The following is a 26,431-nucleotide window of genomic DNA, read 5'->3' as shown; positions in this document are numbered from 1 at the left end:
GACGCGCCGGACATCGAGGGCCTCGCTTAGCTCAGCGGAGTGCTCCCGTGAACCAAACTGCCCTCACCACTACCACATCAATCGCCCCCGTCGTCACCCTGATCGACGGCCATGCACGGGCAGACAGCCGCCAGGTCGCCCAGACCTTCGGCAAGCGCCACGGCGACGTGCTCCGCAGCATCAAGCTGCTCATTTCCACCGTTCCCGGATGTGAACGCAGTTTTGCGTCCGCATCCACCATGGTTCCGATGCCCAACGGCGGATTCCGGGAGGAGGAGTTCTTCCTCATGGACCGGGACGGTGTCGCCATCCTGGCGATGGGGTTCACCGGCTCCAAGGCGATGACCTGGAAGGTTGGCTTCCTCGGCGCTTTCAACGCCATGGAGGCGGAGATCCGCCGCCGGGACGCCCCGGACATGGACGACAACGCCACCTTGCGCCGGTTCTTGCTGGCCAAGATGGACAAGGTCGACGAGCTCACCGCCGTCGTCGCCGAGAAGACCACGGCTCTGGTGCTCGTCTCGGCGGTGGTCGAGGAGCAGCGCCCGATGGTCGAGGCGTACGAGGCGTTCCTCGACGACCGCGGCCTGTGCAACCTGCGCACCGCCGCCCGCGCCATCGACGCCCCCAGCGAGCTCTTCTTCGACTGGATCAAGGACAAGGGCTACGTCATCCGCGAGAACGGCGACCTGCAGCCGTCCGCCGCGATGCGGAAGGACGGCTACATGAAGCTGCGCGCCGGCCCCGACTCGGTCGGCAAGCTCCGCAAACAGTGCATGGTCACCCGCTCCGGGCTGGCATGGCTCCGTCAGCGCTGGGCCATCGGCCCCGGCAAGGTCCTCGCCCTGCAGGCGCAGATCGCCGAGCGGCAGGGTCGCCTCGCGGTCTGACCCCTGCGAGCAATCGGTATCGATCTGCCCATCGCTACCGAATGGGCCGGTTCCCCCTCTGCGGGAGCCGGCCCGCCAGGGCGCCCGATCCCCCATTCCAGAGCCGGAGCGACCATGCTGGACGACGTTTCACCCTTAATCGAAGTAACCCAGAACGACCTCGGCATCGTCGACATCGAGGAGATGATTGCCCGGGAAATGGCCAAGGAGGTCCCTCCCGCTCCCACCGGCAACGGCGGACCTCCCCTTGACGAGCACCCGGGCAAGGTCGTCGCCCGGATCGGGCACGCTTGCTACGGCGAGAGGTGGCACGGGAAACTCGCCGCGGACGTCGGTGAGGACCACCGCACGGTTCGCCGATGGGAGCTCGGCGAGTGCCGTCCGAGCCCTCTAAAAGTCGCGCGCATCGAGACCGTGGCGCGGGCCCACATCGCCCGCATCCAGCGCGCCCTCGAAAAGCGCTAACGCCGAAAAGCCGGCGTGTCCTCGGGCGCGCCGGCCGCGGAGATGACGAGGGGGCCGCGCTGGCCTGTCAGGGCGCGCCGGCGCCGGTGGTCTCGGTCCTCGGGGCCTAGAAGGTAGAGCCGCCCGCTCTCGGTCCGGGCGTGCGCCTCGGACAGTTCGACGACCGGCGTCGTCGTCACGAACGTGTCGCCCAGGCCTGGATGGCCCCAGCACAGGCCGTGCAGGCGCAGGCCACCGCCCGGCACCGGCCTCGTCGACCACTCCGTCAGGAACGGTGCGCTGGCCGCCTCGGCGCCATGGCTCGCCCGAAGCCGGTGGCGCAGGACCGCGACGTTGGCGAGCTCGTCGGGGGAAAGGTCGCGCAAGCGCATGGGGGGTCTCCTCAGATCTGAGGAGACCCTGCGGGTCCCCCTTGCATACGACCAGCCCTAGTCGCCGGCCGACAGGTCGCCCCGCCCTGAAGCGCAGACGCTGTCTTGGGCCTGCACGGCCTGATCGAGGAGCCCGTCGCCGGTCTGTTCGATCAGCCAGCCGGTCGTGTCATGCCCCGGCGCCGTCGACGTCCCACCCATCGAACCCCAGCGCGACCTACCGCCCGGTCCGGTGCCCCGGTACGTGACGACCTCGCGACCATCGACGACCCTGACGGTCCCGCAAGTCATGGTTACGGTCCAGCCCGACCGCGGGGCAGGCGTCGCTTCGAGGCGGAGGAATCGCGCCACACCGCCGGCGACCGGCGTGCGACCCTCGTAGTGCCAGGCGTCGCCTTCGGCAGGGAAGCGCTCCGAGGCGACGGCGGGGGCGGCCGCGAGCACGACCAGGGCGATCATCAATGCGCGCATCACAGCACTCCCCAGCAGCGTCCGTTGCGGTCGAAATGGACGAGGTTCGCCTCGTGGACGGGCCACTCGCCCACCATGAAATGCGGGCCCTCGAAGGGGTCGAACTTGATGCGCTCGGATGACCGCTGCAGGGGCGCGTCGATGATGACGCCGTTGGCCCAAGCAAGGACCGCCCGCTGCCCAAGGCGCAGGACGCGCTGCCGGGCCGCCTCGCTGACGTGGAAGCGGACGTCGTAGAGCGCGATGGACTCGACGTGGTCGACGACCCTGCGATTCTCGCGAACCGACCAGCACGACTTGTTGAGGTTGCGGTAGACGTCAACGCGGCGCACGACGGGCCTCCTCCAGGGCGTGGAGATCCCGGGCCGCGCGGACCGCCCGGTTGGCGAGAACGAGCCCCTCCGAGAGCGTGAGGTGCCGGTCCCGGACGAGTCGCCCGGCGTGGCCGACGTAGTCCTCTAGGACGACGCCAACGCGGGCGTCGCACGTCCCGGCGATCCGGTAGCCCCGGATCGTCGAGGCCAGATAGTCCCAGACGGGGGCGAGGGTCGGATCGATCATGGCGTCCTCCCTCAGTTCCGGGTGGCCAGGGCGTCGCGGCCGGCGACGAGGGTCTCGCAGAGGCGGCGGACGAGACGCAGGCTGCCGCCGCGGTAGTGCTGCTCGACCAGGGCGAGCTCCTCGCCGTCGAGATCGGGACACCACGTCTCGTCCTGGCCGCGCTCGGCCCGGAGGTCCGCCAGGATCGTGCGGCACACCACCGGCAAATCCTCGCGCCGCGGTGCCGGCAGGACGTGGACACGGAATCGGTCGACGAGCGCGGGGTGGCTCCGACGGAGGCCCTCGACGCCGTTCACCGTAGCGACGTAGCTCAGGCCGCTGAGGTCTGTGGCGCACTCCAGGTACGTGTCGTGAAACCTCGCCGCGTCGTCCGTCAGGAGGGGCAAAATCCCGTCCAACAGCGACCCGTTCTGAGTCCCGGTTCCGGTCTTATCGAGCTCGTCTAAGACCAGGAGCGCGGATGCTGTCCCGAGCCTCTTCAGAAGCTGAAGGGGCGTCGAGGCGCGGCCGGTACTCCACTGGCGCGAAGTCGAAAGGATCGTCGCGTCCGACGCCCCGCCACACGCGTGGACTTGCCACCCCAGGCCGAGGACCTCGGCCAGCCGGCGTGCGAACCGCGTCTTGCCGCTGCCCGGACTGCCTACGAGGAGAAGCGGCCGGACGACGACGTGGGGACGCCCGACGAGGTCGCGCAGGACCGCGTCGACGACGTCCGCGGCGTAGGGGAACTCGGCGACGAGCTCGGCCCGCGCCTGGGCGAGGTCCGGCACCCGCACGAGCTGCCACCGCTTGCCGGCGAACGGCCCCCACTCGGCCCGGGCGTTGTGCGCGGTCGTCTTGCCGGCCTTGCCCTCGCCGTCCCGCGCCGATCCCGGAAGATGTTCGACGCTCGCCAGGACAAGCAGGGACGGTTCGGACAGGAGCCGGTCCCGCTCCGCCTTCCTATGGGCGGCCGCCGCCTTGACCTCGGCGGCCCACAACGGCTCCGGCTCGTCAGCCTCGGGCGTGGCCACCCGGACGGCCCCGTGCAGCGTGTCGTCGCCGCTCTGCAGCGCGGCCGCCAAGGCGCCCAACCCCGGTTGCCCCGGCCTCCAAGTCCACCGCACATCCCCTGACAGGCCGAGCAGGGCGGCCGCGTACCGGTAGCCGTCCTGGCCGTGCTCGACACACCAGGCGGCACGCTCCCGGCAGAAGTCCCAGCCGCAGCGGTCGCCGCAATCCGCGAGGCTGCCCGCGGCCGCGCCGGCGAGCTGATCGAGCTCGACGCGGTAGGCGACGGCATCCTGGACATCGTCCGGATCGAGGTTGAGGAGCTCGTCGAGCTCTTCGAGCAATCGCTCGGTCGTCTCCAGCAGGCAGAGCGATTGAACGTATGCCGTATGGGCGCGGCGCGGGTCCTGCCAGCCCCCGTCACGGACGCCTTCGACCGTGGCGTAGGCGCTCTGCCAAAGCGCCAGGGCGCGGTCGTCGTCACCGAATCGGGTGACGTCGCGGCGCCGCGGCTGGTCCCTCGGGCAGCGGGCGGCGACGACGAGTTCCAATAAGCGGAACGGCGAGTCGTGGCGGGAGGGGGGTGGACAGAGCCCGCTCAGGCAGGCGTCGAGATCCACGGCGGACGCAGCCGCCCGAGTACGGTCGTTGGTCATTGTCGGTCTCCATCGGCCGGCGCCCCGGATGTACCGTGGGCGGTCGTCTGGCGTCCGTTCTAGAGCACGCCGATTACTCGGCGGTTAACGGCTTCTGCATTCGGAACGCCGCACGCTCCGACAGGATGTTGTCCACAAGATCTGTGGCCTGAAGGACGACACTCCGCACGACCTGGCTGCGCACCTGGACATCGACCTCCAGGGGGCGACCCGTCGGGGCCCGATGCGTCACCGACATCGTCTCCTGTGCCTCTTCCACGCACAACAGGGCATATCCGAGCGCCCTCGGTACCGGGTATGTCGAGGCTTTGGCCAAGAACTGAAGGACGTAGTTCGGCAATCCGAACTTCGCTATTCTGTCCTTCGCAGTAGAGCGCTTGTTGATCTGCATGAGCCTCGCGAGGGGCGTGACCCAGTCCGATCCGAACACCTCCGACGCCGCGCGGTCGACCGCCTCGACGTACGCGTTCGCGACGGCGCCGTGCTCGTACTCGCGGCCGCTGGCGTAGAGCTTGCGGTCGTGGACGATGAGCGGGTGCCCGTCGAGCGTACCGATGCAGAAGCCCTCGCCGTCAGAGGGTTGGTCCATTGGACAGAGAACGATCTTCATTCTGAGGATCCTCACATGGCGAAGGGCGGCCCCGCAGGACCGCCCAGGAAATCGACGATTCGAGGCGAGCCTCAGGCGCGGCGGTGCTCGTGTAGCTGGTAGTGGGCGAGCTCCAACTGCGCATCGACCAGGGCCGCCGCGTGCGGATGGCCCGCCTTCCCGCAGTAGCCCCGGGGAGGAAGCGGAGGCGACGGGATGTACCACTCGCCCTCTTCTTCATCGAGAAGCCAGTCCCGGCCGTCGTCCGGCTTGCCTTCCCAGTGAGGGGTGACGCTGCCGGAGATCAGGCCATAGCTGGGGACGACGTGCGCCCTCGACCGAGCGATAGGCGACTGATGACGCTCGCCCCGGTCGTGCCAGCGCCAGAACATGCAGCGGTCACCAAGGCAGAGGGAACCGTTATCTGCAGCTCCCAACGCCTGACGATTTACGGTCGGGGGGGGCACGTCACCCGGGTATTCAGCAGACGTGCTCCGGGCCTCGGGGCACCATTTTTCTCTAGCCTGCAACACAGTCATCAGGGCGGTGTCGAGTCGCGTGTTCATGATGTGGTCTCCGTATCTCGGCGCGGGCGATCCGTCGCCGGAGAGTCGCTCTGTCGGCGCTCCCCGATCCCCCGGTGGACGATGCCGCCCGGGGGAGAAGGGAGAGCCGCTCAGGCGGCCTGGGCGGCCCGGGCGATGAGGCGGTGGGGCAGGCCATCCTCCATGGAGCAGAGGACGTGTGTCCGGTCCCAGGAGAGTATCGCATCGACGCCGCGGTCCGTGACCCAACCCGGCGAGTTGCCCCCGAAGCGGGGCAGAGCGCTCATGTCCAAGTTCTCGTCGGGGCAGACGCCCTCGGCCTTGCAGATCTCAGTGTAGACCTCGACGGCGTCCCACAGGCGGAGGAGGGAACGGGCTGCCCGGGCGGCGTCAGCGGCCGCTTCGATGCGTCGGATGTGAGGAGGGGGCATGGGGTAGTCTCCGTATCTCGGCGCGGAAGGCCCAGCGCCGGAGGAATCGCCGCTCGGCGCTTCCCGCTCCCCCGGTGGGCAGGCCCGCCCGGGGGAGAAGGGACCGCCGCGTCAGGCGGCCTTGGACTGAAGCGTGCCGAAGGGTTCGAGCGCGGCCCGGACGACGGCTTGCTTGGCCTTGGGGGTCAGCGAGATACGGCTGATCATGGGCTGCTGCGGATGGACGTGCGCGGTGCTGGCGGACGTGACGACCCAGCCCTTTGAGGTCCGCTTCGCCTCAAATGCGATGACCGCCTTCCTGTACTTGTAAGAGGCCGCCGACGGCCCGGGGGCGCGGTACTCGTATGTGCAGCCGATCCGGTTTGTCGGAGCGACGCCGGCATCGGCCAGCTTGGGGTCCTGATGGCCGATCCAGTAGGCCACGTCACCCGCGTCCGGGAAGGGCTTCTTGCTGGGCCCCTTCAGGGCTTTGAGCGCCTCGTTGAGCGCGTCGCGGTTCTCGTCGCAGATGACGATCTTGGACAGCGATTTGATAAGCTTGTCGGTCATGGGGCTCTCGATCTCTATGTGTCGTCGGCGCGGAAATTCCATCACCGATAATGGCAGTTCTAAACCGACATTGTGGTTAACGCAAGCCCCATTTCGTCCTCGTCCTGGCCGGTCAGTAGACTCTCCCTCGGTGGATTCGGGGGGCCTGTCGTGGGTGAATGTTGGCACGTACCGGAGGGCGTGGTGTCGCTCCCGCCGGGCCTCTACTGCGAGGACGAGGCGACCTACGCCCTGCTGCTGGCGGACCCGGCATACGAGACCGCCAGGGTACCGGCGGGGGCGCCTTCGCCCATGCTGCACGGGCTTCAGGTGTGGATCGCGACGCCGGCGCAGGCCGCGATCCTGCGGGCGATGCCGGCGGGGACCGGCGCCACGCAGCCCGCTCCGGACTGGAAGGACGTCCGCGCCCGAGCCGAGCGCTTCCTGTTGGAGTTTTGCCAGCCCCGGGCATGGGACCCGCCGCCTGTGCGGAGCTTCGGCATGCCCAAGGCCGCCCGCCGCGCCATGACGAGCGACCTGTCGCCGGCGGAGTTCGCCGCGCGGTTCGCGAATCCGGCGGCCGCGATGACGAGCAACCTGGAGCCGGAGGAGCCACGGGCGCGCCGGCGCCAGCCCGCCGCCAGGTCGAGGAGGGGTTCATGAGCGACCCGATGCTGCCCTGGCAGGGCAAGGTCACCGCGTTTGAACTCGACCAGGCCAAGGGGACGTGGACACTGTCCTTCGATCTCGACGAGCCATCGAGCCGGCAATTCGAGGAGGGCTTATCGAAGCCTTCCGCCGAGGCTGCGTCCGGCCGGCTCACCGACGCCTACGGCAACCGCTTCTTCGCCGTCGGCGACCTGGTGACCCGTGACGGCACCGACGTCCACCGCGTGGTCAGCCACAACGGCTCCGACGGGCACGCGCCGGATGGGATGACCGTCGTGTGCGTGAAGGCCCCGGCGAGTGGCTGGACCGAGGTCGGCGAGGAGGAGTTCAACGTCTGCCGGCGGTACGAGTGGGTCGAGCCGGTGGAGTGTCCGGCGCCCGGCCGTGACGCCGACTTGCCGGCGGTTGGGAGCCTCGCATGAGCGAACGTACGCCCGCCGGCGAGAAGGGCACCGCCGACAGGATCGAGGCCGACGACAGGGCCTACTGGGTTCGGCTCGTCACCAAGCAGGCCCTGAAGCGCGAAGGCGTCGTCATGGGCAACTGCCTCGATAGCCAGGGCTACGGCGAGCACCTGGTCGGCAACGAGGACATGGTCTCGGACGGGTTCTGGTCGCTCCGAAAGGCGGACGGCCTGAGCTACCTGTTGGTCGAGATCGACACCTGGAGCGAGACCAGGGCCACCATCGACGGCGCCCTCGGCCCCAAGAACAGCCAGCCCTCCGGCTGGTCGGTCAGACAGCTACGCCACCTCGTGGCGGCCTTCCGCGCTGCCGGGGCGACCCTGCGCGTGCCGAAGTCCATCGCCTTGACCGACGAGGATGGGCTGACCTGGCGACCGGACAAGGCTCCCCAGGCGCTGCGGGCCGCCGTCGAGCCGCCAAGGCTGGAGCAGGTGCTAACCCGGAACGACGATGGCACCTTCGATTTCAGGCAGACGGGGCCCGGCGTCGAACGGGTGTTCCCCGGGGTCCGACTCGAAAGGCGAGAGGAGACCATCGAAGGCGGGATGCACGCACTGACGCTGACGACCTCGAAGAGGCATCGCTTCGGCGGGCCGGTGTACGCGAGGGCCCTCGGAGATCCCGATGGCTACTATCGCACACGCCTCTTCGACGACGTCGAGGCGGTCGAGCTCAGGGGGCGGGTCACCTTCGACGGAGATGCTCCGGGTTCCCGCGGCTACCTGGCAACGCTGGGCTGACCCCGGAATCAAAAGGGCCCCGGCAGCGATGCCGGGGCCCTCTGGGACACTACACGTCGTCGGGGAGAGTGATGTCGTCGAGATCACTCACCAATTCGTCGAGTGCGTCCAGCCAGTCGCTGACTTCCGCAGAGCGGTCGCCTTCGTGCCAGCGCTCGGACATCTCCTCGAAGTTGCCCCGCTCCATCTCAGCGATGTTGCGGATGTCATCTCGGAAAGTCACGAACGCCTTCCTAACCTTCACGGGAAGGCTCGACTTGACAGGCATACTTGGGTTCCTCCATCCCGGCGACCGCCGCCGGGCAATCGGTGCCAAGCATCGGTCTGGGTATGGGCAAGTCCGCCTGACCGCAGGTTTGCTACGAACCGCCTTGCCGCCCGGTTAAGGCCGTCGACTCCCACGTGGCCTGGAACGGGACTCGGACCGCGAAGGCACGACGAGGCGCCGGACGCCATCAACTGAATGGATCACCCCACGGCCAAGCCTGCGTCATCCGACCACAGCCGTCCGGCGGCCGGATCGGCAAGGGCGTGACCTGGAACGGGACACGGAGCCGGTGGCACCTTCGATCCGCGCCGAATTTCGGGTTGGATTGATTTCCGACCCGCCCGGCGCCGACCCCCCTGCCGGGAGCCTCCCGAGCGGGGTTTCCGCACGTTTCCAACCCAGTTTCCAACCCAGAGCCTGGAAAAGCAAAAGGCCGCCCGAAGGCGGCCTCCGCTAACGCGCTGAAAACGCGTCAAAATTCGTCCGTGAAATTGGAGCGGGCGAAGGGATTCGAACCCTCGACCCCAACCTTGGCAAGGTTGTGCTCTACCCCTGAGCTACACCCGCTCACAGCCGCCTCGTGGAGGAAGACCCCCACCCCACGGCTCGTCGTCTCAACGAAGCACAGCACCACGCGGTCGCGTCGTGCGCTTCGGTCGTCCCGGTTTCGAATTGGAGCGGGCGAAGGGATTCGAACCCTCGACCCCAACCTTGGCAAGGTTGTGCTCTACCCCTGAGCTACACCCGCTCACAACCGCGCCGCTGGAGGAAATGACCCGCCGGCGGCCCCGGACGGCGTCTCTAAACACCATTCCGCCGGGTGTTGCAAGCGCTGAATCGCCGGGACCGTTTGCCGGCGTCAGGGCTGCCAATGCGCGGCCGGGGGCAGGCCCTCGGCGATCTCGCGCAGGCGCGCGCGGGTCGCCGCGGTGGTGTCCGCCGGGAGTTCGGAGAGGGGGAAGAACCCGCAGGCCGCGATTTCCCGGTCCGGTGCCTTGGGGGCGCGCACCGTGAATGCCGGCGCGACGTAGAGCGCGACGTGGTCGCGTCCAGACGCCGCCCGGTTGTGGTAGAACCCGTGCAGCCGCAAGGGTTGCGCGGGATCGACGACGATCTCGGCCTCCTCCCGGAACTCGCGGATCATCGCCTCCGCGGCGTTCTCCCCCGCCTCGATGCCCCCACCCGGAAGGTGCCAGCCCGCCACGTAGGTGTGGCGCACGAGGCAGACCCGCCCCTCCGGATCGATGGCCGCGCCGCGCACGCCCAGCGTCATGCCGCGCGTGACGAGCGCCCCAAGATGGAACAGGCGCAGCATCCAGGGTGAATCGAGGAGCATGCCCTCAGACCACGTGGAGGCGGATGGCGCCCAGGCCCTCGATGGCGGCCGTCATGGTCTCCCCGCGTCCGACCGCGCCGACGCCCGAGGGGGTGCCGGTGAAGATGAGATCGCCCGGATGCAGCTCGAAATAGGTGGACAGCAGCGCGACCTGCTCGGGGATCGACCAGATCATCTCGGAGAGGTCGCCGCGCTGGCGCTCGGTGGCGTCCACCGCCAGGGTGATGGCGCCCCGGACGGGATGGCCGATCCGGTCGGCCGGGTGCAGCGGCCCGATCGGCGCCGAGGCGTCGGCGGACTTGGCGAGGTCCCAGGGCCGCGCCAGGCGCTTGGCCTCGTCCTGGACGTCGCGCCGGGTCATGTCGAGGCCCACCGCGTAGCCGTAGACGTGGTGGAGGGCATCGGCCTCCGGGATGTCGCGGCCGCCGACCGAGAGGGCCGCCACCATCTCGACCTCGAAATGGTAGTTCTCGGTGCGCGGCGGATAGGGATGATCCACGGCCGCGTCGCCGGTCACGATCTGCAGGGTGTCGGCGGGTTTCATGAAGAAGAACGGCGGCTCGCGGTCGGGGTCCTTGCCCATCTCGCGGGCATGCGCCGCGTAGTTGCGGCCGACGCAGTAGACCCGCCGGACCGGGAACAGGTCTTCGCTGCCGACGATCGGCAGGGCGATGCGGGGCGGGTTCGGAATCACGGACAGCATGGGTTTCCAACCTCTTCTCTTGGCCGATGCGGCGCGGCGCCCGGTCGCTCGCCCTGCACAGGGCCCCGCGCCATCCCTATCATAGGGGGCGGGCCCGGCCGCGCCATCCCGCCGCGCTCCGACGCCCGCCGCTGCGAGGCCCCTGGTGACCGACCCTTCCCGCCTGCTGGCGCATCTCGCCGACCGACTCGGCGCCGCCCATGTGCTCACGGACCCCACCGACGTCGCGCCCCATCTCGCCGAGACGCGCGGCCTGCGCCGGGGCCATGCCCTGGCGGTGGTACGGCCCGCCAACACCGCAGAGGTGGCGGGCGTGGTGCGGGCCTGCGCCGAGGTGGGGGTGCCGGTGGTGGCGCAAGGGGGCAATACCGGCCATGTCGGCGGCGGCCTGCCCCAGGGCGGCATCGTCCTCTCCCTGGCGCGGCTGAACCGACTGCGCGCCCTCGACCCCGTCAATGCCAGCATCACGGTGGAGGCCGGGATGGTTCTGGCCGACGTCCAGGCGGCGGCGCGCGACGCCGGGATGCTGTTTCCTCTCTCGCTGGCCTCCGAGGGCTCCTGCCGCATCGGCGGAAATCTCTCCACCAACGCGGGCGGCACGGCGGTGCTGGCCTACGGCAATGCCCGCGACCTCGTCCTCGGGCTCGAGGTGGTGCTGGCCGACGGCCGGGTCTGGAACGGGCTCAAGGGCCTGCGCAAGGACAATGCGGGCTACGACCTGAAGCAGCTCTTCCTCGGGTCCGAGGGGACCCTCGGCCTCGTCACGGCGGCGGTGCTGAAGCTCCATCCCCTGCCCCTGTCGCGGTCGGTGGCCTTCCTCGGCCTCGCCTCCGTCGAGGCCGCCCTGGCGCTGTTCGTGGCGCTCCGGGCCGAGGCCGGCGCGGGGCTCACAGCCTTCGAATACGTCGCGCCCTTCGGCCTGGAGATCGTCCTGCGCCACCGGGCCGGGGCGCGGCGCCCCCTGACGGGACGGCACGCGGCCTACGCCCTGGTCGAGGTCTCCACCACCCGCCCCGGCGAGGATGCCGGCGCGGTGCTGGAGGCCATGCTGGCGCGGGCGCAGGCCCGCGGGCTCGTGGAGGACGCCGTGCTCGCGGCGAGCGAGGCGCAGGCCCTGGCCTTCTGGGACCTGCGCGAGAGCCTGTCTGAGGTCCAGAAGGCCGAGGGCGCCTCGATCAAGCACGACGTCTCGGTGCCGCTCTCCCGCCTGCCCGAATTCCTCGCGCGGGCGACCCGGGCCTGCGAGGCGGAGCTGCCGGGTCTGCGCGTCTGCGCCTTCGGGCATTTCGGGGACGGCAACATCCACTTCAACCTGAGCCAGCCGGTCGGCATGGACCGCGCCGCCTTCCTCGCCCTGTGGGACCGCTTCAACCGCATCGTGCACGACATCGTGTTGGCCCTCGGCGGGTCCATCGCCGCCGAGCACGGGGTCGGTCTCCTGAAGCGAGCCGAGCTCGGCCGCACCGCCGACCCTGTCGCCCTCGACCTGATGCGCAGCCTCAAGGCGGCCCTCGACCCCGGGAACATCCTCAATCCCGGCAAGATTCTGCCGGATCCGCCTGGGGCTTGAGGCGCGTGCGAAAAGAATTTTGCCGGAACCGGACCCTGCCCCGGTAGATTGGTGTTGTGCGACGCACAAAGGGCGGCCAGATTGTTGACCGCAGCGCGCCATAAATTGGCTCTGCTGCTGGCGGAAGAGGCTGAACCGAAAGGGCGGCAGGTTGGGTGCGCTGCGGCGGATTAGCCCGGCCTTAACCCTTCCGGCCTTTGATGGCGGGAACAACCCCGCCGACGCGACGAGGCGGTCCGTCCGGCGGGCCGCGAGCGAAGACCGAGCAGGAGACCCGTTCGATGCCGATTTCCCAGGCGCGCGTTCCCACCGCCGAGGCCAGCCGCTACCTCAAGCAGCTCTGCCGCCACTGGAGCCACAAGTTCCAGGTGGAAGCCACCGAGGATTCCGGGCGCGTGCCGTTCGGCGAGGATCGGGTCTGCACCTTCGAGGCCGGCCCCGACGCCCTGCTGATGCGGGTCGCCACCCCCGACCCGGCCGCCCTCACCCGCCTGGAGAACGTCGTTTCCGACCATCTCCTGCGCTTCGCCTTCCGCGAGAACCTCGGCGAGATCACCTGGTCGCGCGCCGCCTGAGCGTCGGTCGGGCCCGGCCGTACCGCGAGGCTTGACCTGTCGTCCCGAGTTCCGATCTTGAGCACGAACGCTCGAGGCAGCACCGGGAGAGACGGCATGGACGGGATCGCGCAGACAACCCACGGGGCCGCGCCGTCGGGCGCAGCGCCGCACGCCGAGCGGCTGCAGCGCCTCGCGGAGGTCGCCGTGAAAGTCGGCCTCGGTCTCCGGCCGGGGCAGGAACTGGTCATCACCGCGCCCCTCGAGACGGTGGCGCTCGCCCGGGCCATCACGGAGCAGGCGTACAAAGCCGGCGCCTCCCTGGTAACCACCTTCTACTCGGACGACGCCGCCACCCTGGCCCGCTTCGCCCACGCCCCCGAGGCGGCCTTCGACACCGCCGCCGGATGGCTCTACGCCGGCATGGCCGAGGCCTACCGGAACGGCGCGGCGCGCCTCGCCATCGCGGGCGACGACCCCGCCCTGCTGGCCGGCCAGGACGCCGCCAAGGTCGCGCGCGCGAACCGCGCCCGTTCGAAGGCCTACGTGCCGGCCCTCGAACTCATCGCCAACTTCTCCACCAACTGGACCATCGTCTCCGCCGCGACCGCACCGTGGGCCCGCACGGTGTTCCCGAACCTGCCCGAGGACGAGGCGATCGCCCGCCTGTGGGACGCGATCTTCGCGGCCTCGCGGGTGGACGGGCCCGACCCGGTGGCGGCCTGGGAGGCGCACAACGCGGCCCTGCACGCGCGCATGAATGCCCTCAACGCCCATCGCTTCGCGGCCCTGCGGTTCTTCGGCCCCGGCACCGACCTCACGGTGGGTCTGGCCGACGACCACGAATGGTGCGGCGGCGCCTCGGCCTCCCGCAGCGGCATCGTCTGCAACGCCAACATCCCCACCGAGGAGGTGTTCACCACGCCCCACAAGGACCGGGTGGACGGCACCGTCACCAGCACCAAGCCCCTCTCCTACCAGGGCACCCTGATCGACGGCATCAGCGTGCGCTTCGAGGGCGGCCGCATCGTCGAGGCCAGCGCCCGCACCGGCGGCGACGTGCTCGCCAAGGTGCTGGAGACGGACGAGGGCGCCCGCCGCCTCGGCGAGGTCGCCCTGGTGCCGGCCTCCTCGGCGATCTCCGCCTCGGGGCTGCTGTTCTACAACACCCTCTACGACGAGAATGCTGCGAGCCACATCGCTTTGGGCCAAGCCTACAGCAAGTGTTTCCGCAATGGCGGCGCGGATTTCAGCGAGGACGACCTCGCCGCGCGCGGCGCCAACCGCAGCCTGATCCACATCGACTGGATGATCGGCTCGGACCGGATCGACGTCGACGGCCTCTCCGCGGAGGGGCGCGCCGTCCCGGTGATGCGCGCCGGCGAGTGGATCGACTAGCGCGGCGGTCCAAACCCGGATCGCCGATACAGCATAGGCATCGACCTCTCCCCGTTGCAGGCACCGTGCCGGTGAGGGCCGCCCCGCGCGATCACTGATCGCGGCGCGGCCCCGGCCGGATCGGCCAGGTCCGTACCGCTCCATCCCGGCGATCCGGCTCGCCCGCGCCCCGTGCGCGGGCGCACACACATGACCCGCATTCCGTTGACGTGGGTAAAATTCCCACGCACTGAGATCGCGTGGCCGCCGAGGCCACAGACCCGCACCGGGACGGGCGGTCCGGTCCGCCGGATGCCCATGCGCGGAGCGATGCCCCGCGCCGGCGATGCGGCGCGGATCACGCGCCCGAAGACAACGAGGCTTCCATGATCAAGCAAGTCCTTCACGCCGGGCCCTTGGCCCTCCTCATCACCGGGGCGGCCGTGGCCGCCGATCTGCCGCGCCGAGCGGCGCCGCCGGTCTTCACCGCCGTGCCGGTCTTCACCTGGACCGGCTTCTATGCGGGCTTCAACGCGGGCTACGGCTTCGATGCGGGCAGCGGCAGCAGCGGCTCCACCGCGATCACCACCAGCGCCGCCTCGGGTCTCATCGACAATGGCGGCGCGCCCGGCATCGCGACCTTCAGCAACCGGCGCAACAACGAGGGTTTCACGGGCGGCGGCCAGATCGGCTACAACTATCAGTTCACGCCGGGCTCCGGTTTCGTGATCGGTATCGAGGCCGATGCCCAGTATCTCGGGTTCGGGAACGGGCGGAACACCGCCACCTTCACGGGCACGCCGAACGCCGACATCACCTTCGTGAACCCGAACGGCCTGTCGAACCTCGACTATTTCGGCACCGTGCGCGGCCGCCTCGGCTACGCCTTCGACCGGACCCTCGTCTACGGCACCGGCGGTTTCGCCTATGGCGGCGGAGGCGGCACCAGCTTCGGCCTGCCCAACAGCACCAGCGACAGCTTCCGCACGGGCTGGGCTGCCGGCGGCGGCATCGAGTACGCCCTGCCGGCCGATTCCTTCCTGAACTTCTTCAAGTCCTCCGCCGTCACGGTGAAGGTGGAGGGTCTCTATGTCAGCCTCGACCGGAACGGCACCAACGGCGCGTTCGCCTATTCGAACAGCACCGGCACGGTCTACAACGTCTCCGGCACCGATTATGCCTCCACCACCGGCTATACCAGCCGCCGCTCCGACGAGTTCGCCGTGGTGCGCGCCGGCCTGAACTACAAGTTCGGCACCTACTGAGACCCAGAGGGCCGATCCTCGATTTGACCGTCGCGTTCCCCAGCCCGATCAGACTGGCCGCCCGGTCAAATGGCGCCCCGGGAGTGATCCCGGGGCGTTGCCGCCCTCTCGACACGGTCAGAAAACCCCATGCCCGACCCCAGCAATCTCCTCGCCTTCGCGCTGGTCGCCCTCGGCATGGCCCTGACGCCGGGCCCCAACATGGTCTACCTGATCTCGCGCTCGCTCTCGCAGGGACACCGGGCCGGCCTGATCTCCCTCGGCGGCGTGGCCCTCGGCTTCGTCGTCTACATGCTGTGCGCCGCCTTCGGCCTCACCGCCCTGGTGCTGGCGGTGCCCTACGCCTACGACGCGATCCGCTTCGCGGGGGCGCTCTACCTCCTCTGGCTGGCCTGGCAGGCCCTACGGCCGGGCGGCCGCTCGCCCTTCGAGGTTCGGATGCTGCCCCCGGACAGCCCGCGCCGCCTCTTCCTCATGGGCCTCCTGACCAACCTGCTGAACCCGAAGATCGCGGTGGTGTACCTGTCGCTGCTGCCCCAGTTCATCGGCCCAGCGAACGGGAGCGTGCTGGCCCAGGCCCTCGTGCTGGGATCGGTGCAGATCGTCGTCAGCGTCGCGGTGAACGCCCTCGTCGCCCTCTCGGCGGCCTCCATCGCGGCGTTCCTCGTGCGCCGGCCGACCTTCGCGGTGGTCCAGCGCTGGATCATGGGAACCGTGCTGGCGGGCCTCGCCATCCGGATGGCCACCGAGGCGCGGCGCTGAACGCGCCCTACGGCGTGGGCGCCATCGCGCCGCCGAAGCGCGCGCGCAGGCGGGCGAGCCAGTCGGTGCGATGCCGGCCGGGCTCGCCCACCGAGACGGTGGCGGTCATGCCGGCCACCAGGGTGACGCCCTCCGGCACGCGGTCGATCCGGATGCGCACGGGCACGCGCTGGGCCAGCCGCACCCAGGTGTAGACCGGGTCGACGTTGGGCAGCCCCTGCGTGCTCGCCGTCGCGTTGGCGGTGCTGATGCCCAGCGTGATGCTCTCCACGGTGCCGCTCAGGAGCGGATCGTAGCCGAGGAGTTCGGCCGTGACCCGATCGCCCACGTGGATATGGGCCATCTTGGTCTCCTCGAAATAGCCGTCGATCCAGAACGAGTCTGTGTCGATGATCGCGACGTTGACCGTGCCCGTGCTGGCGTAATCGCCCGTCCGCAGGAGCAGGTTGGTCACCCGGCCGTTCACCGGCGCGCGCACCTGAGTGCGCTGCAGGTTGACCTTGGCCTGCGACAGCTGCGCCTTGGCCGAGGCGAGGGCCGCCTCCGCGATCTTGGCGGTGCCGGCATATTGCTGCTTCTCCTCCACAGAGGTGGAGAGGGTGGTGAGCGCCTCGCGCCGCGCGGCCTGGGTCCGCTTGACCTGGAGGTCCGCCTCCCGGTTCTCGATCTCGGCCTGGGCCGAGGCCACCGCCACCTCGAAGTCGAACGGATCGATCACGTAGAGCACGTCGCCCTTCTTCACCGTCTGGTTGTCGGTGACGCGCAACTCCGTGATCTGGCCCGAGACCTGGGGGGCGACGGCCGCCACCTGCACGCGCACCCGCCCGTCCCGGGTCCAGGGCGCGGTGACGTAGAACTGCCAGACCAGGGCCGCCGCGATCAGCGCGCAGACCAGGATGAACCCGGTGACCAGCAGCCGCAGGAGCCGGCGGCCCTGGCCGGAGCGGCGCGGGCGGGTGTCGGGCGATCCGCCTTCTCCCTTGCCCGCCCCCTTGGTCTCCTCCTTGCCCGTGGCGGGTGGGCGCGCGGACGTGTCGGTGGTGTCGTCGGCCATCGTCAGAAGAACACGATCAGGAGGGCAAGGATGCAGACGTAGAGGCCGGCCTCCGCCAGGGGCGGGTTGGCGACGTAGCGGGCGATGCGAAGCCGGGCGAAGGTCAGCCGCAGGACGATCAGGATCGCCAGCGCGCCGGCGGCGTAGGCGACGAACGGCGATACGAGGATACCGCCGAGGTCGAGGTCGCTGCGCATCAGGCGGCCCTCACGCCGAGGCGGCGCAGGAAACGCCCTTGGGCCCCGATCACGTGCGCGGCGGTGGCGAGGTCGCTGATCGCGCGGGCGAGGTGCAGGCGCGTCTCCTGCGCGGCGTGAGGAGCCGCCGCCCGCAGGGCGCGAGCGGAGTCCAGCATCCGGCCGGCATCGACCGCGCGGATCGCCGCTCCGGCCTCCTCGGCGGCGGGCGCGAGGGCCGCATCCCGCGCGAGGCCCCGCAGCTGCGCGTGCGCGCGGGCGGCGGCCGATTCGAGGCGCGCGAGCTCGAAGGCCCGCCCGAGGCTCGCCCCCCGCACGGCGGCGCTGCCCGAGCTCCAGCGGGCGAATTGCAGCAGGCGGTCGCTGTTGAGGCTGGTGCGGGTGGTGGCGTCCCCGCCCCGCCCGGCCAGGGCTTCGGCCAAGGCGCGCCGCGCCGAATCGAGGGCGAAGGCCCGGTGTCGCGCCTTCGAGACCGGCAGCACCAGCCGCACGGTGAAGAACAGGATCAGCGCCGACACCATCACCAGCAGGGCGTTGGTGAGGAAACCCTGCGGGTCGTAGCTCTGCGGGTTGGCGGGCGAGAGCAGGACGGGGAAGAACACCAGCAGGATGAAGCCGATGCCGAAGGTCGGCGGGTTGAGGCTGAGGAAGCAGGCCACGAACACCACCGGCGCCATGGCGATGGCCAGGAGCGGAAAGCCCTGAACCCCCGCCAGCGCCCCGAACAGCACGATGCCCGCGCATAGGGCCGCCAGCGGCATCCCGATGAGCACGCCCTTGGCGAAGGCCCGGGGATCGGGGTTGATCGAGGACAGGGCGCAGGTGGCCGCAACCTGCACCAGGGCGAAGGAGGTCGCCGGCCAGCCGGCGGCGATGAGGAAAAGCGCGCTCAGGGCGAAGGCGATCGCCACGCGCAGCGCCCCCCGCAGGGCCTCCGGAACGTCGCGGTGGGTGGGCAGGGGCACGTCGCGCAAGGGCCGGCCGCCCTGCGCCAGCACCCGGTGGCCGTCCTGCGCGAACGCGGCCGCGCGGGCGAAATCGAGGGCGCGTTGCAGGGCGAGGATCTCGTCGAGGGGCGTATCGCCCTCGGACAGGGCCTGCGCCACCAGGTCGGACAGGCGCGCGACGGCGGCCCCGGGATCGGCCTCCGGCTCGGTGAGTCCGAGGCATAGGCGGCGCGCCTCGCCGACGCCCGCCGACGCCTCGGGCAGGCGCGCGAGGGCCATGCGCAGGTGGCGGGCGGCCGCCGCCATCACGTAGAGCGCCGCGATGGCGCTGCGGGCGCCGGCGGCCCGGTCCGGCCCATCGTCGAGTTCGCCCGCGATGGCGCCGGCATCGCCCCGCATCGCCGCGATCCGCTGGATCAGGGCGGCGGTCCGCAGGGTGCCGGGATCGCCCCGCTCCAGGGTTTCGCGGGCGAAGGCCCGCGTCTCGGCGATGGCGCCCGCGAGGGTGTCGCGCACGTTGCGCCAGATGCTCGGCGTGCCGAGGGCGTCGTTGATGAGGGTGATCGCCACGATGCCGAGGGTGATCGCCGCGACCCGGTCGACGGCGGCGTCGAAGGTGCTCTGCGGCGTGTCGATGTGCGCGATGGCGATGATCGCCACGGTGTAGCCGGACAGCATGGCGCCGTAGGCCCGGCTGTCCTGCAGGAAGTGGGCGGTGAAGACGCACAGGCCCAGCCAAGTGGCGAAGGAGACCAGGAGCAGCACCCGATCCTGCGCGAACAGCGCCATCAGGACGATGGCCACGACGGCACCCACCAGCGTGCCGAGGAAGCGGTAGAGCGCTTTCGAGAGGGCCTGTCCCCGGGTGGGCTGGGCCAGGATCGCCACGCAGACGGCGGCCGAGGACGCGCTCGACAGCTGCAGCCAGAACGCCGCGTAGAGCGCCAGGATCATGGCGAGCCAGATCCGGAACGCGAAGGCCCAGGCGGCGGGCTTGGGCACCACGCGCTCGGCCAGGGCCAGGGCCCGGTCGGTGAAGCCCGTTCGGGTCTGACCCGGCGTGGCCGCGCTCACACGGTGTCCTCCGGCCCGGCGGTCTCGGTGCTCCGGGCCGCCACCCGCGCCTGCCACAGGCAGAGCAGCGGCGTCACCCCGAGTTCGACGGCGAGCGCCCCCATCATCACAAGGGAGGGCAATCCGGTCAGGGCCAGCCCGAGCAGGCGCGCGAGCCCGCCGAGCGCCACCACCAGGGTGAGGAGGCGGAACAGCGTGGTCTTCGCCTCGATCCCGGGCACGCAGGTCCAGAACAGGATGCCGATGCCGAGATGCAGGCCGGACAGGTAGCGGAAATGGCTGTCGGCCGAGATGTCCACCAGACCGCTGCGGCCGATGCCGTTCAGGCCGAACAGGACCCCGTAGAGGCCCGACAGCACCGGAACGAGGGCCGCCACCGCCACCACGCGCTGCAGCGCCTGCCGTTCCCGCATCGTCGCATCCACCCGCGTTGCACCTGACCGGATCGGCAACCGGTGCGGCCAGGCTTACGTTCCTTCGGCGCGCCGCAAAGCGTGCAGTCCGGTTCCCGCGCTCAGGCCTTGATCTGCTTCAGGCGCTTCACGCACTTGCTGTAATACTGGGGCCATTTCGGTCCCTGCGCCGCCTTGTCGGAGACCGAGAGGGCGCGCCACTCCGCCCCGCACTTCTTCTGGCGCTCGCGCGCCGCGCTCTGCCCCACGCTCGGCTCCTTGGCCTCCTTGGCCTCCTTGGGGGCGGCCGCGCCTTGCGCCAGCGCACTACCCGCGACGAGGGACCCGGCCAGGGGGCTTGCCAGGAGCGCGAAGGCCGCGAAGAACGCAGCCTGGACAAACGCGACGCGACGGTGCGAACGGAACGACAGCATGACGACCCCCGAGATCCTGAGCGCCACCGGCGGGCGCTCCGGCTGCATCACACCACAACCCTAGGCGAGGGCAAGCGCCAATCCTGGCAAGCGCCAATCACCCGCACCTCGGCGCGTGTCCACTGTCCGCGTCGCTGGCACGGCCTCTGCAACCATCGGCTCGCGTTCCGGATTGATCCGGGGCTCGGGACGAGCTTCTTCTGGGCTGGATTAGAACCGCATGGCACACGCGCCGGGAAAACCCATCGACGTGCACACCTGGAGCACGCCGAACGGCTGGAAGATCCCGATCATGCTGGAGGAGTGCGGCCTGCCCTACCGGGTGGTGCCGGTGAACATCGGCCGGGGCGACCAGATGGCGCCGGACTTCCTGACGATCTCGCCCAACAACAAGATCCCCGCCATCGTCGACCCGGACGGACCGGGCGGCGAACCGATCACGGTGTTCGAATCGGGCGCGATCCTGCAATATCTCGGCCGCAAGACCGGCTGCCTCTACCCGGCCGACGAGCGCGCCCGGGTCGCGGTGGACGAGTGGCTGTTCTGGCAGGTGGCGGGCTTCGGGCCGATGCTCGGCCAGGCGCACCATTTCCGGATCTACGCGCAGGAGAAGATCCCCTACGCCATCGAGCGCTTCACGGCGGAAGCCCAGCGCCTCTACGGCGTCCTCGACCGGCGGCTGGCCGACCGGGACTACGTGGCGGGCGATTTCTCCATCGCCGACATCGCCATCCTGCCCTGGGCCAAGTACCACGAGAAGCAGAACATTCCGCTCGCCAGCGTGCCCAACGTACGGGCCTGGCTCGAGCGCGTCATGGCGCGCCCGGCCGTGCAGCGCGGCTTCGCGGCGGTCTGAGCGACCGGCCTCACTCGGCCGGCGCGGCGGCCTTCGCGGGGGCGGCTTTCGCGGCCTTCGGCGCGGGCTTGAGGGCCGGCTCCGGCTGCGCGGCGGCCTGCTGGTTCACGTCCGGCACCCGGGTCCAGGTCTGCGAGCCGCACAGAACCTTGAGCAGGCAGCCCGAGACCGACAGTTCCGAGCTGCTCTCGCGCTCCAGGCTGACCTGGTACATCTTGCCCTCGTCGGCGTTGTAGATCTCGCCGGAGAACTTCGTCTCCTCGGGCTTCAGGTTGTCGAGGAGCGTGAGACCGAGGACGGGGCGGCTGCGCTTCTTCGGATCGGGGTTCTTGATGTCCGTGCGCGGGGTGCCGTCCTCGTTGGTCGCGGTCTTGGCCCAGACCACCTTGCCGCAGATGTTGGCGGCACCCGGGCCGCAGCGGTCGATGCGCACCTTGGCGCGTCCGTCCCCGGTGAGCCAGGTGCCCGTGGGGTCCTGGGCCGGCGCGGCGGTGGCGGGAATCAGGCCGGCGAGGATGAGGGCGGCGGAAAGTGCGACGCGCATGTCCGGGTCTCCTGTGGGGCGGTGAAATCGGGGTCCGTCGTCTTGGCCTCAGGAAGGGCCCGCATTCAGGCGAATTTCCGGCGGTGTTGCGCCAAAGCCATGATCACGGGAAATCGTCCACAATCCCCCGCGATCGCGCCTCGGGTTGAGGGTGGGGAGTCCGCCCGCTATAAGCCCGGCGCCGAAGCCATTTTCGGCTGAGCGATCACAACCGGACGGACCATGGCCACCGAGCGCACCTTCTCCATTCTCAAGCCCGACGCGACGAAGCGGAACCTGACCGGAGCGGTCAACGCCGTGATCGAGAAGGCGGGCCTGCGCATCGTCGGCCAGCGCCGCATCCAGATGAGCCGCGAGCAGGCGGAAAAGTTCTACGAGATCCACAAGGAGCGCCCGTTCTTCGGCGAGCTCGTGGAGTTCATGACCTCCGGCCCCGTCGTCGTGCAGGTGCTCGAGGGCGAGAACGCCGTGGCCAAGTACCGCGAAGTGATGGGCGCCACCAACCCGGCCAACGCCGACGAGGGCACCATCCGCAAGACCTTCTCCGAGTCGGTCGGCGAGAACACCGTCCACGGCTCCGACAGCCTGGAGAACGCCAAGGCCGAGATCGCCCAGTTCTTCAAGGATTCCGACATCGCCGGCTGACGTCTGCCGGCCGCGGAAATCCGTCGGCTAGGCCATCGATTGCGACGCGCCGGAGCTTCAGCCAAGCTTCGGCGTTTGCCGTCCCGGTGTGGCTCCGGCGCCCTTGCGCGGCGGAGTCGCGGGCGTGAAACCGGTTCGTTCCCGAATCGCTTTCACGGACCCGACATTCCATGCGCCTCATCGCTCCGCGCACCGGCCGGCTTCTGCTCGCCGCCGGCCTGCTCTCGCTCGTCGCCGCCTGCAACGCCAACAAGTCCGGCCCGACCGCGTCCCTCGAAGGCTACACCCCCGACCCGGCGCTGAAGACGGCCTCCACCGGCAACCTCACGGGTCGCGTGCGCCACGCCTGCACCGTCACCCAGGCCCGCCTGCAGAACGTCTCCGAGGTCTCGCTGGCCCGCCCCTGCGGCTGCTACGCGAACCGGACGCTCGCGAGCCTCGACCGGGGCGAGCTCGATGCCTACCGCAGCACCGGCTACTTCAACGACTCGGCCCGCGCCAAGGCGCTCTCGGCCCTCGACAGCTGCCAGCTGCCGCGCCCGGCGTAAGGACGCTCCGGGCGCCCCGGGCTCAGGCCCGGGGTGCCTCGGCGGGCCCGGCGTCTCCCTGCGTGAAGTCCCGCCAGAGCAGGATCAGCGCGGCCATCACGGCCGGGCCGAGGAACAGGCCGAGGAGGCCGAAGGTCTCGACGCCGCCGAGGATGCCGAGCAGCACCCAGAGGAACGGCAGGCGGGTCGTGCCGCCGATCAGCGCCGGGCGCACGAAGTGGTCCGCCACGAACGTGACGACGAAGCCCGCCACCACTACGACCACCGCCGGCACCACCGCGCCGTTCGCGAGCAGGATCGCGGCCGCGATGCCGAAGACCAGGGGCGCCCCGAACGGGATCATCGCCGCCACCGCCGTCAGCGCCCCGAGCAGCACCGGGTGCGGCACTCCGGCGAAATAGTAGACGATGCCCAGGAGTACGCCCTCGCCGAGGCCGACCAGGACGAGGCCGTCCACGGTGCCGTGGACCGAGGCCACCATCTGCCGCGCCACCCGCTCGCCGCGTGGGCCGAACAGCTTCGCGCTGGCGGCGAGCACCTGCGCGGCGACCTCCCGGCCGTCGCGGAACAGGAAGAACAGCGCCACCAGGGTGAAGCCGAACAGGACGACGCGCCGGACGATCTGCGCCCCGAGGCTGCGGGTCACCCCGATCACCGAGGAATTGTCGAAGCGGTGCAGGAGTTCCGAGCCGGCGGCGGGGTGGCTCAGGTTCTCCGCCCACCAGCCCTGCGCCTGCGCCGCGCCGAAGGGCAGGTGGCCGAGGAAGTCCGGGACCGGGATGCCGGACTTCTCGAAGGAGCGCGCCCAGGCGACCACGTCGTGGGCCTCGCGCGCCGCCTGCACCCCCAGCACCACCAGGGGAATCAGGAACACCAGGGCCACCGCTGCGGTGAACAGGAGCGGCAGCAGGATGTTGTGCCGGCCCGGCGGCCAGCGCCGCTCGGCACGGGCGTAGAGGGGCCCGAGGGCGATCGCCAGGATCACTGCCCAGACGAGCGCCGGGATGAAGTGGTGCAGCACCCAGATCCCGAGGCCCGCCAGCGCGAGGACCAGGGCGAGGCGGGCCAGGCTCTGCGCCGGGCCCGACAGCGGCCGGGCGCCCGCATGCGATGGAAGCTCGGGAGCCCGGCGCGGGCCGGTGGGCGGCGCTCCGGTCGGCGTCACGGAGGGAGGGTGTGCCATCGTCTTGCTCGACCTCGTGCGGACCGGCCGCGGCGGCACGTCCTGCCGATGCATCTAGTCCATCCCCGCGGGATCGGTATGGAGGCGCCGACCGGATCGCGACGCCGTGATGGCCACGGTTGCCCCTCCTACCCCCCTCGTGTAAGGGACCGCCTTCACTGTCCAGGGCGGCGGAAACGCCGGCCGAAGGGGCATGCTGCGCGACCGGGGGCACCGGGCACCATGCGCCGGATCGCTCCGGCCCCCGATCGGCACGGGCCGAATCCGGTGGGATACCCAGTCACACGGCGAGAACGCATGTCCGACCAGACTCACACCGCAACCTTCGACCGCGTCGCGGACATCATCAGTGACACCGCCGACATCCCGCGCGACACGATCACGCCCGAGAGCCACGCCATCGACGATCTCGGGATCGATTCGCTCGCCTTCCTCGACATCGCCTTCGCGGTGGACAAGGCCTTCGGCATCAAGCTCCCCCTCGAGCGTTGGACCCAGGAGGTCAACGAGGGCAAGGTGCCGGCCGAGGAGTACTTCGTTCTGAAGAACCTCTGCGCCCGCATCGACGCCCTGGTGGCCGAGAAAGCCGCCAAGGCTTGAGCCGAACCGCCGCGAGCCGGCGCGGCCGCTTCGCGAAACCCGCCCGTACGGGACCTTAGGACGCCATGCGCCTCGAATATTTCGAGATGATCGACGCCGTGACCCGGTTCGACCGGGAGGCCGGCCGGATCGAGGCCCTGGCCCGCGTGCCGATGGAAAGCCCGGTCTTCGAGGGGCACTTCCCCGATCACCCGCTGGTACCGGGCGTGCTGCTCACCGAGACCATGGCGCAGGCCTCGGGCTACCTCGTGCTCGCCCATCTGGGCTTTCGGCAGATGCCGTTCCTCATGGGCGTCGACAAGGCGCGATTCCGGTCCTTCGTCGGCCCCGGCGCCGAGCTGCGGATCGAGGCGAGCCTGGAGCATGACGGCTCGGGCTACGCCGTGACCAAGGCTGCGATCCGCCACGACGGCAAGCCGTTGGCCGATGCCGAGCTGCGCTTCCGCACCATGCCGTTCCCGGCTGGCCTCGACGCGCCGATGCGCGAGCGGGCCCGCCGGATCGGGCTGTTCGACCTCGCGGGCGAGCCCGCATGAGCCTTCCAAATTAACATGAGTCTTCGACATTAAGCAGCGGGCCGAGATGAGCATTTCGCGGGACGTCGTCGTCACGGGCATCGGCCTCGTCTCCTGCGCGGGCGAGGGCATCGCCGCGCATCTCACGGCCCTCGGCGCGGGCGCGCCTGCGCGCACCGACACCGAGACCTTCGCGCCCTACACGGTGCACCCGGTCGCGCCGATCGCCCTCGACGGGCAGATCCCGAAGAAGTCCGACCAGCGCCAGATGGAGCCCTGGCAGCGCCTCGGCGTCTACGCCGCCGGCCTCGCCCTCGACTCCGCTGGCGTGAAGGGCGATGCCGACCTGAAGAGCCGCATGCACCTCGTGGTCTCTGCCGGCGGCGGCGAGCGCGACACGGCGGTGGACGGCGCGATCCTCACGGGCCTGCGCACGGCGGAGGATCCCGGCGCCTACCTCAACGAGCACCTGCAGAACGACCTGCGCCCGACCCTGTTCCTGGCCCAGCTCTCGAACCTGCTCGCCGGGAATATCGGCATCGTTCACGGGGTCACGGGCGCCTCGCGCACCTTCATGGGCGAGGAGGCCGCCGGCACCGACGCCCTGCGCATCGCCCAGGCGCGGATCGCCTCCGGCCAGGTCGACTGCATGCTGGTCGGCGGCTCCTACAGTGCCGAGCGGCCCGACGTGATGGTGATCCACGAGATGGGCGGCTACCTGCGCGCCCGCGATTTCCGCCCGGTCTTCGACCGGATGCCGGAGGACGAGGCCGGCTTCATCCTCGGCAGCGCCGCCGCCTTCCTGGTGTTGGAGGCGGCCGAGCACGCCGCGTCACGCGGCGCGCGGGCGCTCGCCCGCCTCGGCCCGGTGGGCAGCGACCGCACGAAGCGCGCGCCGGGCAGCACCGAGGCCAGCCTCGCGGCCCTCTGGGCGGCGGCGGGCGTCGAGGCCCCGGAGGCGGTGATCGCCGGTGCCACCGGTGTCGCCCCGGTCACCGCCGAGGAGGCCGCGGCCCTGGCGCGCCTCGCGCCGGGCGTGGCCGTGACGGCGCTCGGCGATCTCACCGGCCACTCCCTCGAGACCGTGGCGCCCTTCGGGACCGCCCTGGCGGCGGCCCTCGTGGCCGAGAAGGGCCTGGCGGAAGTGGCGGTGACGGTGGTGGGCCATCGCCGCGGCGAAGGCGTGATCCGGGTGACGGCGGCTTGAACCGGGAAGAGGGCCGGGCTCCGGTCGCCG

General features: G+C 70.5%; 35 protein-coding genes and 2 tRNA genes. 16 read left to right on the top strand and 21 right to left on the bottom strand.

Features of this window, described 5'->3' with window-relative positions; translation table 11 throughout:
* Positions 1 to 47 precede the first annotated feature (47 nt).
* Together MKK58_RS17680 and MKK58_RS17675 are read left to right on the top strand one after the other, a co-directional pair.
* On the top strand, positions 48 to 890 hold the full coding sequence (locus tag MKK58_RS17680; protein ID WP_243913381.1) for a Rha family transcriptional regulator: 843 nt from the start codon (positions 48 to 50) through the stop codon (positions 888 to 890).
* 114 nt (positions 891 to 1,004) lie between these two features.
* Entirely contained in the window at positions 1,005 to 1,355 is a 351-nt protein-coding gene (locus MKK58_RS17675) for a hypothetical protein (protein WP_243913380.1), read from the top strand.
* Here MKK58_RS17675 and MKK58_RS17670 read toward each other — a convergent pair.
* From MKK58_RS17670 to MKK58_RS17630, 9 genes are all read right to left on the bottom strand, one after another.
* Entirely contained in the window at positions 1,352 to 1,726 is a 375-nt protein-coding gene (locus MKK58_RS17670; RefSeq protein WP_243913379.1) for a hypothetical protein, read from the bottom strand. The genes MKK58_RS17675 and MKK58_RS17670 overlap by 4 nt on opposite strands.
* A gap of 57 nt (positions 1,727 to 1,783) precedes the next feature.
* Positions 1,784 to 2,197, bottom strand: coding sequence for a hypothetical protein (locus tag MKK58_RS17665; RefSeq protein ID WP_243913378.1), 414 nt, complete (start codon positions 2,195 to 2,197; stop codon positions 1,784 to 1,786).
* Positions 2,197 to 2,529: a hypothetical protein gene (locus tag MKK58_RS17660; protein ID WP_243913377.1), complete on the bottom strand. Its 333-nt coding sequence runs from the start codon at positions 2,527 to 2,529 to the stop codon at positions 2,197 to 2,199. The genes MKK58_RS17665 and MKK58_RS17660 overlap by 1 nt, the downstream gene beginning before the upstream one ends.
* On the bottom strand, positions 2,516 to 2,758 hold the full coding sequence (locus tag MKK58_RS17655) for a hypothetical protein (protein WP_243913376.1): 243 nt from the start codon (positions 2,756 to 2,758) through the stop codon (positions 2,516 to 2,518). The genes MKK58_RS17660 and MKK58_RS17655 overlap by 14 nt, the downstream gene beginning before the upstream one ends.
* A gap of 11 nt (positions 2,759 to 2,769) precedes the next feature.
* Positions 2,770 to 4,404 carry an AAA family ATPase gene (locus tag MKK58_RS17650; RefSeq protein WP_243913375.1) on the bottom strand — a complete coding sequence of 545 codons (1,635 nt, stop codon included), beginning with the start codon at positions 4,402 to 4,404 and terminating at the stop codon, positions 2,770 to 2,772.
* Positions 4,405 to 4,477: 73 nt separating this feature from the next.
* Positions 4,478 to 5,014, bottom strand: a complete 537-nt coding sequence (locus MKK58_RS17645; protein WP_243913373.1) for a hypothetical protein — start codon at positions 5,012 to 5,014, stop codon at positions 4,478 to 4,480.
* A 71-nt stretch (positions 5,015 to 5,085) separates the two neighbouring features.
* A complete protein-coding gene (locus MKK58_RS17640) occupies positions 5,086 to 5,559 on the bottom strand; it encodes a hypothetical protein (protein WP_243913371.1) in 474 nt (157 codons plus the stop codon).
* Positions 5,560 to 5,669: 110 nt separating this feature from the next.
* Entirely contained in the window at positions 5,670 to 5,969 is a 300-nt protein-coding gene (locus MKK58_RS17635) for a hypothetical protein (RefSeq protein WP_243913369.1), read from the bottom strand.
* 111 nt (positions 5,970 to 6,080) lie between these two features.
* Positions 6,081 to 6,518: a hypothetical protein gene (locus tag MKK58_RS17630; RefSeq protein WP_243913367.1), complete on the bottom strand. Its 438-nt coding sequence runs from the start codon at positions 6,516 to 6,518 to the stop codon at positions 6,081 to 6,083.
* A gap of 183 nt (positions 6,519 to 6,701) precedes the next feature.
* Here MKK58_RS17630 and MKK58_RS17625 point away from each other — a divergent pair, with 183 nt between their 5' ends.
* The 3 genes from MKK58_RS17625 to MKK58_RS17615 are packed head-to-tail and all read left to right on the top strand — an operon-like array spanning position 6,702 to position 8,370.
* A complete protein-coding gene (locus tag MKK58_RS17625) occupies positions 6,702 to 7,160 on the top strand; it encodes a hypothetical protein (protein ID WP_243913365.1) in 459 nt (152 codons plus the stop codon).
* A complete protein-coding gene (locus MKK58_RS17620) occupies positions 7,157 to 7,588 on the top strand; it encodes a hypothetical protein (protein WP_243913363.1) in 432 nt (143 codons plus the stop codon). The genes MKK58_RS17625 and MKK58_RS17620 overlap by 4 nt, the downstream gene beginning before the upstream one ends.
* On the top strand, positions 7,585 to 8,370 hold the full coding sequence (locus MKK58_RS17615) for a hypothetical protein (protein WP_243913361.1): 786 nt from the start codon (positions 7,585 to 7,587) through the stop codon (positions 8,368 to 8,370). The genes MKK58_RS17620 and MKK58_RS17615 overlap by 4 nt, the downstream gene beginning before the upstream one ends.
* Before the next feature lie 49 nt (positions 8,371 to 8,419).
* Here the strand turns inward: MKK58_RS17615 and MKK58_RS17610 are convergent, their stop codons facing one another.
* The 5 genes from MKK58_RS17610 to MKK58_RS17590 all read right to left on the bottom strand — a co-directional run bounded on the left by MKK58_RS17610 (position 8,420) and on the right by MKK58_RS17590 (position 10,677).
* Complete coding sequence (locus tag MKK58_RS17610) at positions 8,420 to 8,638, bottom strand: hypothetical protein (RefSeq protein WP_243913359.1); 219 nt, start codon at positions 8,636 to 8,638, stop codon at positions 8,420 to 8,422.
* A gap of 492 nt (positions 8,639 to 9,130) precedes the next feature.
* Positions 9,131 to 9,205 (bottom strand) — tRNA-Gly (locus MKK58_RS17605).
* A 106-nt stretch (positions 9,206 to 9,311) separates the two neighbouring features.
* Positions 9,312 to 9,386, bottom strand: a tRNA-Gly gene (locus tag MKK58_RS17600).
* A gap of 111 nt (positions 9,387 to 9,497) precedes the next feature.
* On the bottom strand, positions 9,498 to 9,974 hold the full coding sequence (locus MKK58_RS17595) for an NUDIX domain-containing protein (protein WP_243913357.1): 477 nt from the start codon (positions 9,972 to 9,974) through the stop codon (positions 9,498 to 9,500).
* 4 nt (positions 9,975 to 9,978) lie between these two features.
* Positions 9,979 to 10,677: a fumarylacetoacetate hydrolase family protein gene (locus MKK58_RS17590; protein WP_243913355.1), complete on the bottom strand. Its 699-nt coding sequence runs from the start codon at positions 10,675 to 10,677 to the stop codon at positions 9,979 to 9,981.
* A gap of 145 nt (positions 10,678 to 10,822) precedes the next feature.
* On the opposite strand from MKK58_RS17590, the gene MKK58_RS17585 reads away from it, so the two are divergent.
* From MKK58_RS17585 to MKK58_RS17565, 5 genes are all read left to right on the top strand, one after another.
* Positions 10,823 to 12,247 carry an FAD-binding oxidoreductase gene (locus MKK58_RS17585; RefSeq protein WP_243913353.1) on the top strand — a complete coding sequence of 475 codons (1,425 nt, stop codon included), beginning with the start codon at positions 10,823 to 10,825 and terminating at the stop codon, positions 12,245 to 12,247.
* 281 nt (positions 12,248 to 12,528) lie between these two features.
* A complete protein-coding gene (locus MKK58_RS17580; RefSeq protein ID WP_243913351.1) occupies positions 12,529 to 12,822 on the top strand; it encodes a DUF2218 domain-containing protein in 294 nt (97 codons plus the stop codon).
* Positions 12,823 to 12,918: 96 nt separating this feature from the next.
* Positions 12,919 to 14,199 carry an aminopeptidase gene (locus MKK58_RS17575; protein ID WP_243913350.1) on the top strand — a complete coding sequence of 427 codons (1,281 nt, stop codon included), beginning with the start codon at positions 12,919 to 12,921 and terminating at the stop codon, positions 14,197 to 14,199.
* A 368-nt stretch (positions 14,200 to 14,567) separates the two neighbouring features.
* Positions 14,568 to 15,443, top strand: coding sequence for an outer membrane protein (locus tag MKK58_RS17570; RefSeq protein WP_409565267.1), 876 nt, complete (start codon positions 14,568 to 14,570; stop codon positions 15,441 to 15,443).
* A gap of 129 nt (positions 15,444 to 15,572) precedes the next feature.
* On the top strand, positions 15,573 to 16,205 hold the full coding sequence (locus MKK58_RS17565) for a LysE family translocator (RefSeq protein WP_243913347.1): 633 nt from the start codon (positions 15,573 to 15,575) through the stop codon (positions 16,203 to 16,205).
* A gap of 7 nt (positions 16,206 to 16,212) precedes the next feature.
* Here the strand turns inward: MKK58_RS17565 and MKK58_RS17560 are convergent, their stop codons facing one another.
* The 5 genes from MKK58_RS17560 to MKK58_RS17540 all read right to left on the bottom strand — a co-directional run bounded on the left by MKK58_RS17560 (position 16,213) and on the right by MKK58_RS17540 (position 20,303).
* Positions 16,213 to 17,259 carry an efflux RND transporter periplasmic adaptor subunit gene (locus tag MKK58_RS17560; RefSeq protein ID WP_243913346.1) on the bottom strand — a complete coding sequence of 349 codons (1,047 nt, stop codon included), beginning with the start codon at positions 17,257 to 17,259 and terminating at the stop codon, positions 16,213 to 16,215.
* 2 nt (positions 17,260 to 17,261) lie between these two features.
* Positions 17,262 to 17,456, bottom strand: a complete 195-nt coding sequence (locus MKK58_RS17555; RefSeq protein ID WP_243913345.1) for a DUF1656 domain-containing protein — start codon at positions 17,454 to 17,456, stop codon at positions 17,262 to 17,264.
* Positions 17,456 to 19,477 (bottom strand): FUSC family protein, encoded by a 2,022-nt coding sequence (locus tag MKK58_RS17550; protein ID WP_409565265.1) that lies wholly within the window; start codon positions 19,475 to 19,477, stop codon positions 17,456 to 17,458. The genes MKK58_RS17555 and MKK58_RS17550 overlap by 1 nt, the downstream gene beginning before the upstream one ends.
* A complete protein-coding gene (locus MKK58_RS17545) occupies positions 19,474 to 19,890 on the bottom strand; it encodes a DUF4345 domain-containing protein (RefSeq protein WP_243913344.1) in 417 nt (138 codons plus the stop codon). The genes MKK58_RS17550 and MKK58_RS17545 overlap by 4 nt, the downstream gene beginning before the upstream one ends.
* Positions 19,891 to 19,991: 101 nt before the next feature.
* Entirely contained in the window at positions 19,992 to 20,303 is a 312-nt protein-coding gene (locus MKK58_RS17540) for a hypothetical protein (protein ID WP_243913468.1), read from the bottom strand.
* A 220-nt stretch (positions 20,304 to 20,523) separates the two neighbouring features.
* On the opposite strand from MKK58_RS17540, the gene MKK58_RS17535 reads away from it, so the two are divergent.
* Positions 20,524 to 21,159, top strand: coding sequence for a glutathione binding-like protein (locus tag MKK58_RS17535; RefSeq protein ID WP_243913343.1), 636 nt, complete (start codon positions 20,524 to 20,526; stop codon positions 21,157 to 21,159).
* A gap of 10 nt (positions 21,160 to 21,169) precedes the next feature.
* Here the strand turns inward: MKK58_RS17535 and MKK58_RS17530 are convergent, their stop codons facing one another.
* Positions 21,170 to 21,703 carry a DUF2147 domain-containing protein gene (locus tag MKK58_RS17530; RefSeq protein WP_243913342.1) on the bottom strand — a complete coding sequence of 178 codons (534 nt, stop codon included), beginning with the start codon at positions 21,701 to 21,703 and terminating at the stop codon, positions 21,170 to 21,172.
* Between the two features lie 222 nt (positions 21,704 to 21,925).
* On the opposite strand from MKK58_RS17530, the gene ndk reads away from it, so the two are divergent.
* Both ndk and MKK58_RS17520 read left to right on the top strand, forming a co-directional pair.
* Positions 21,926 to 22,348 carry a nucleoside-diphosphate kinase gene (gene ndk, locus MKK58_RS17525; RefSeq protein WP_238280611.1) on the top strand — a complete coding sequence of 141 codons (423 nt, stop codon included), beginning with the start codon at positions 21,926 to 21,928 and terminating at the stop codon, positions 22,346 to 22,348.
* Positions 22,349 to 22,518: 170 nt separating this feature from the next.
* The gene (locus MKK58_RS17520) at positions 22,519 to 22,896 is read left to right on the top strand and encodes a hypothetical protein (protein WP_243913340.1); all 378 of its coding nucleotides are present in this window, start codon (positions 22,519 to 22,521) and stop codon (positions 22,894 to 22,896) included.
* A 22-nt stretch (positions 22,897 to 22,918) separates the two neighbouring features.
* On the opposite strand, the gene MKK58_RS17515 is transcribed toward MKK58_RS17520, so the two are convergent.
* Complete coding sequence (locus MKK58_RS17515; RefSeq protein WP_243913338.1) at positions 22,919 to 24,079, bottom strand: AI-2E family transporter; 1,161 nt, start codon at positions 24,077 to 24,079, stop codon at positions 22,919 to 22,921.
* Positions 24,080 to 24,376: 297 nt separating this feature from the next.
* Here MKK58_RS17515 and MKK58_RS17510 point away from each other — a divergent pair, with 297 nt between their 5' ends.
* From MKK58_RS17510 to MKK58_RS17500, 3 genes are all read left to right on the top strand, one after another.
* On the top strand, positions 24,377 to 24,679 hold the full coding sequence (locus tag MKK58_RS17510; RefSeq protein WP_243913336.1) for an acyl carrier protein: 303 nt from the start codon (positions 24,377 to 24,379) through the stop codon (positions 24,677 to 24,679).
* A gap of 65 nt (positions 24,680 to 24,744) precedes the next feature.
* A complete protein-coding gene (locus tag MKK58_RS17505) occupies positions 24,745 to 25,215 on the top strand; it encodes a 3-hydroxyacyl-ACP dehydratase FabZ family protein (protein ID WP_243913334.1) in 471 nt (156 codons plus the stop codon).
* A 46-nt stretch (positions 25,216 to 25,261) separates the two neighbouring features.
* A complete protein-coding gene (locus MKK58_RS17500; protein WP_243913332.1) occupies positions 25,262 to 26,401 on the top strand; it encodes a beta-ketoacyl-ACP synthase in 1,140 nt (379 codons plus the stop codon).
* The last annotated feature ends 30 nt before the right edge of the window (positions 26,402 to 26,431 follow it).

This window comes from Methylobacterium sp. J-078 (assembly GCF_022829285.1).
Lineage (GTDB): Bacteria > Pseudomonadota > Alphaproteobacteria > Rhizobiales > Beijerinckiaceae > Methylobacterium.
The sequence above is the reverse complement of the archived record's forward strand: the minus strand, read 5'-3'. Positions and strand labels throughout refer to the sequence as shown.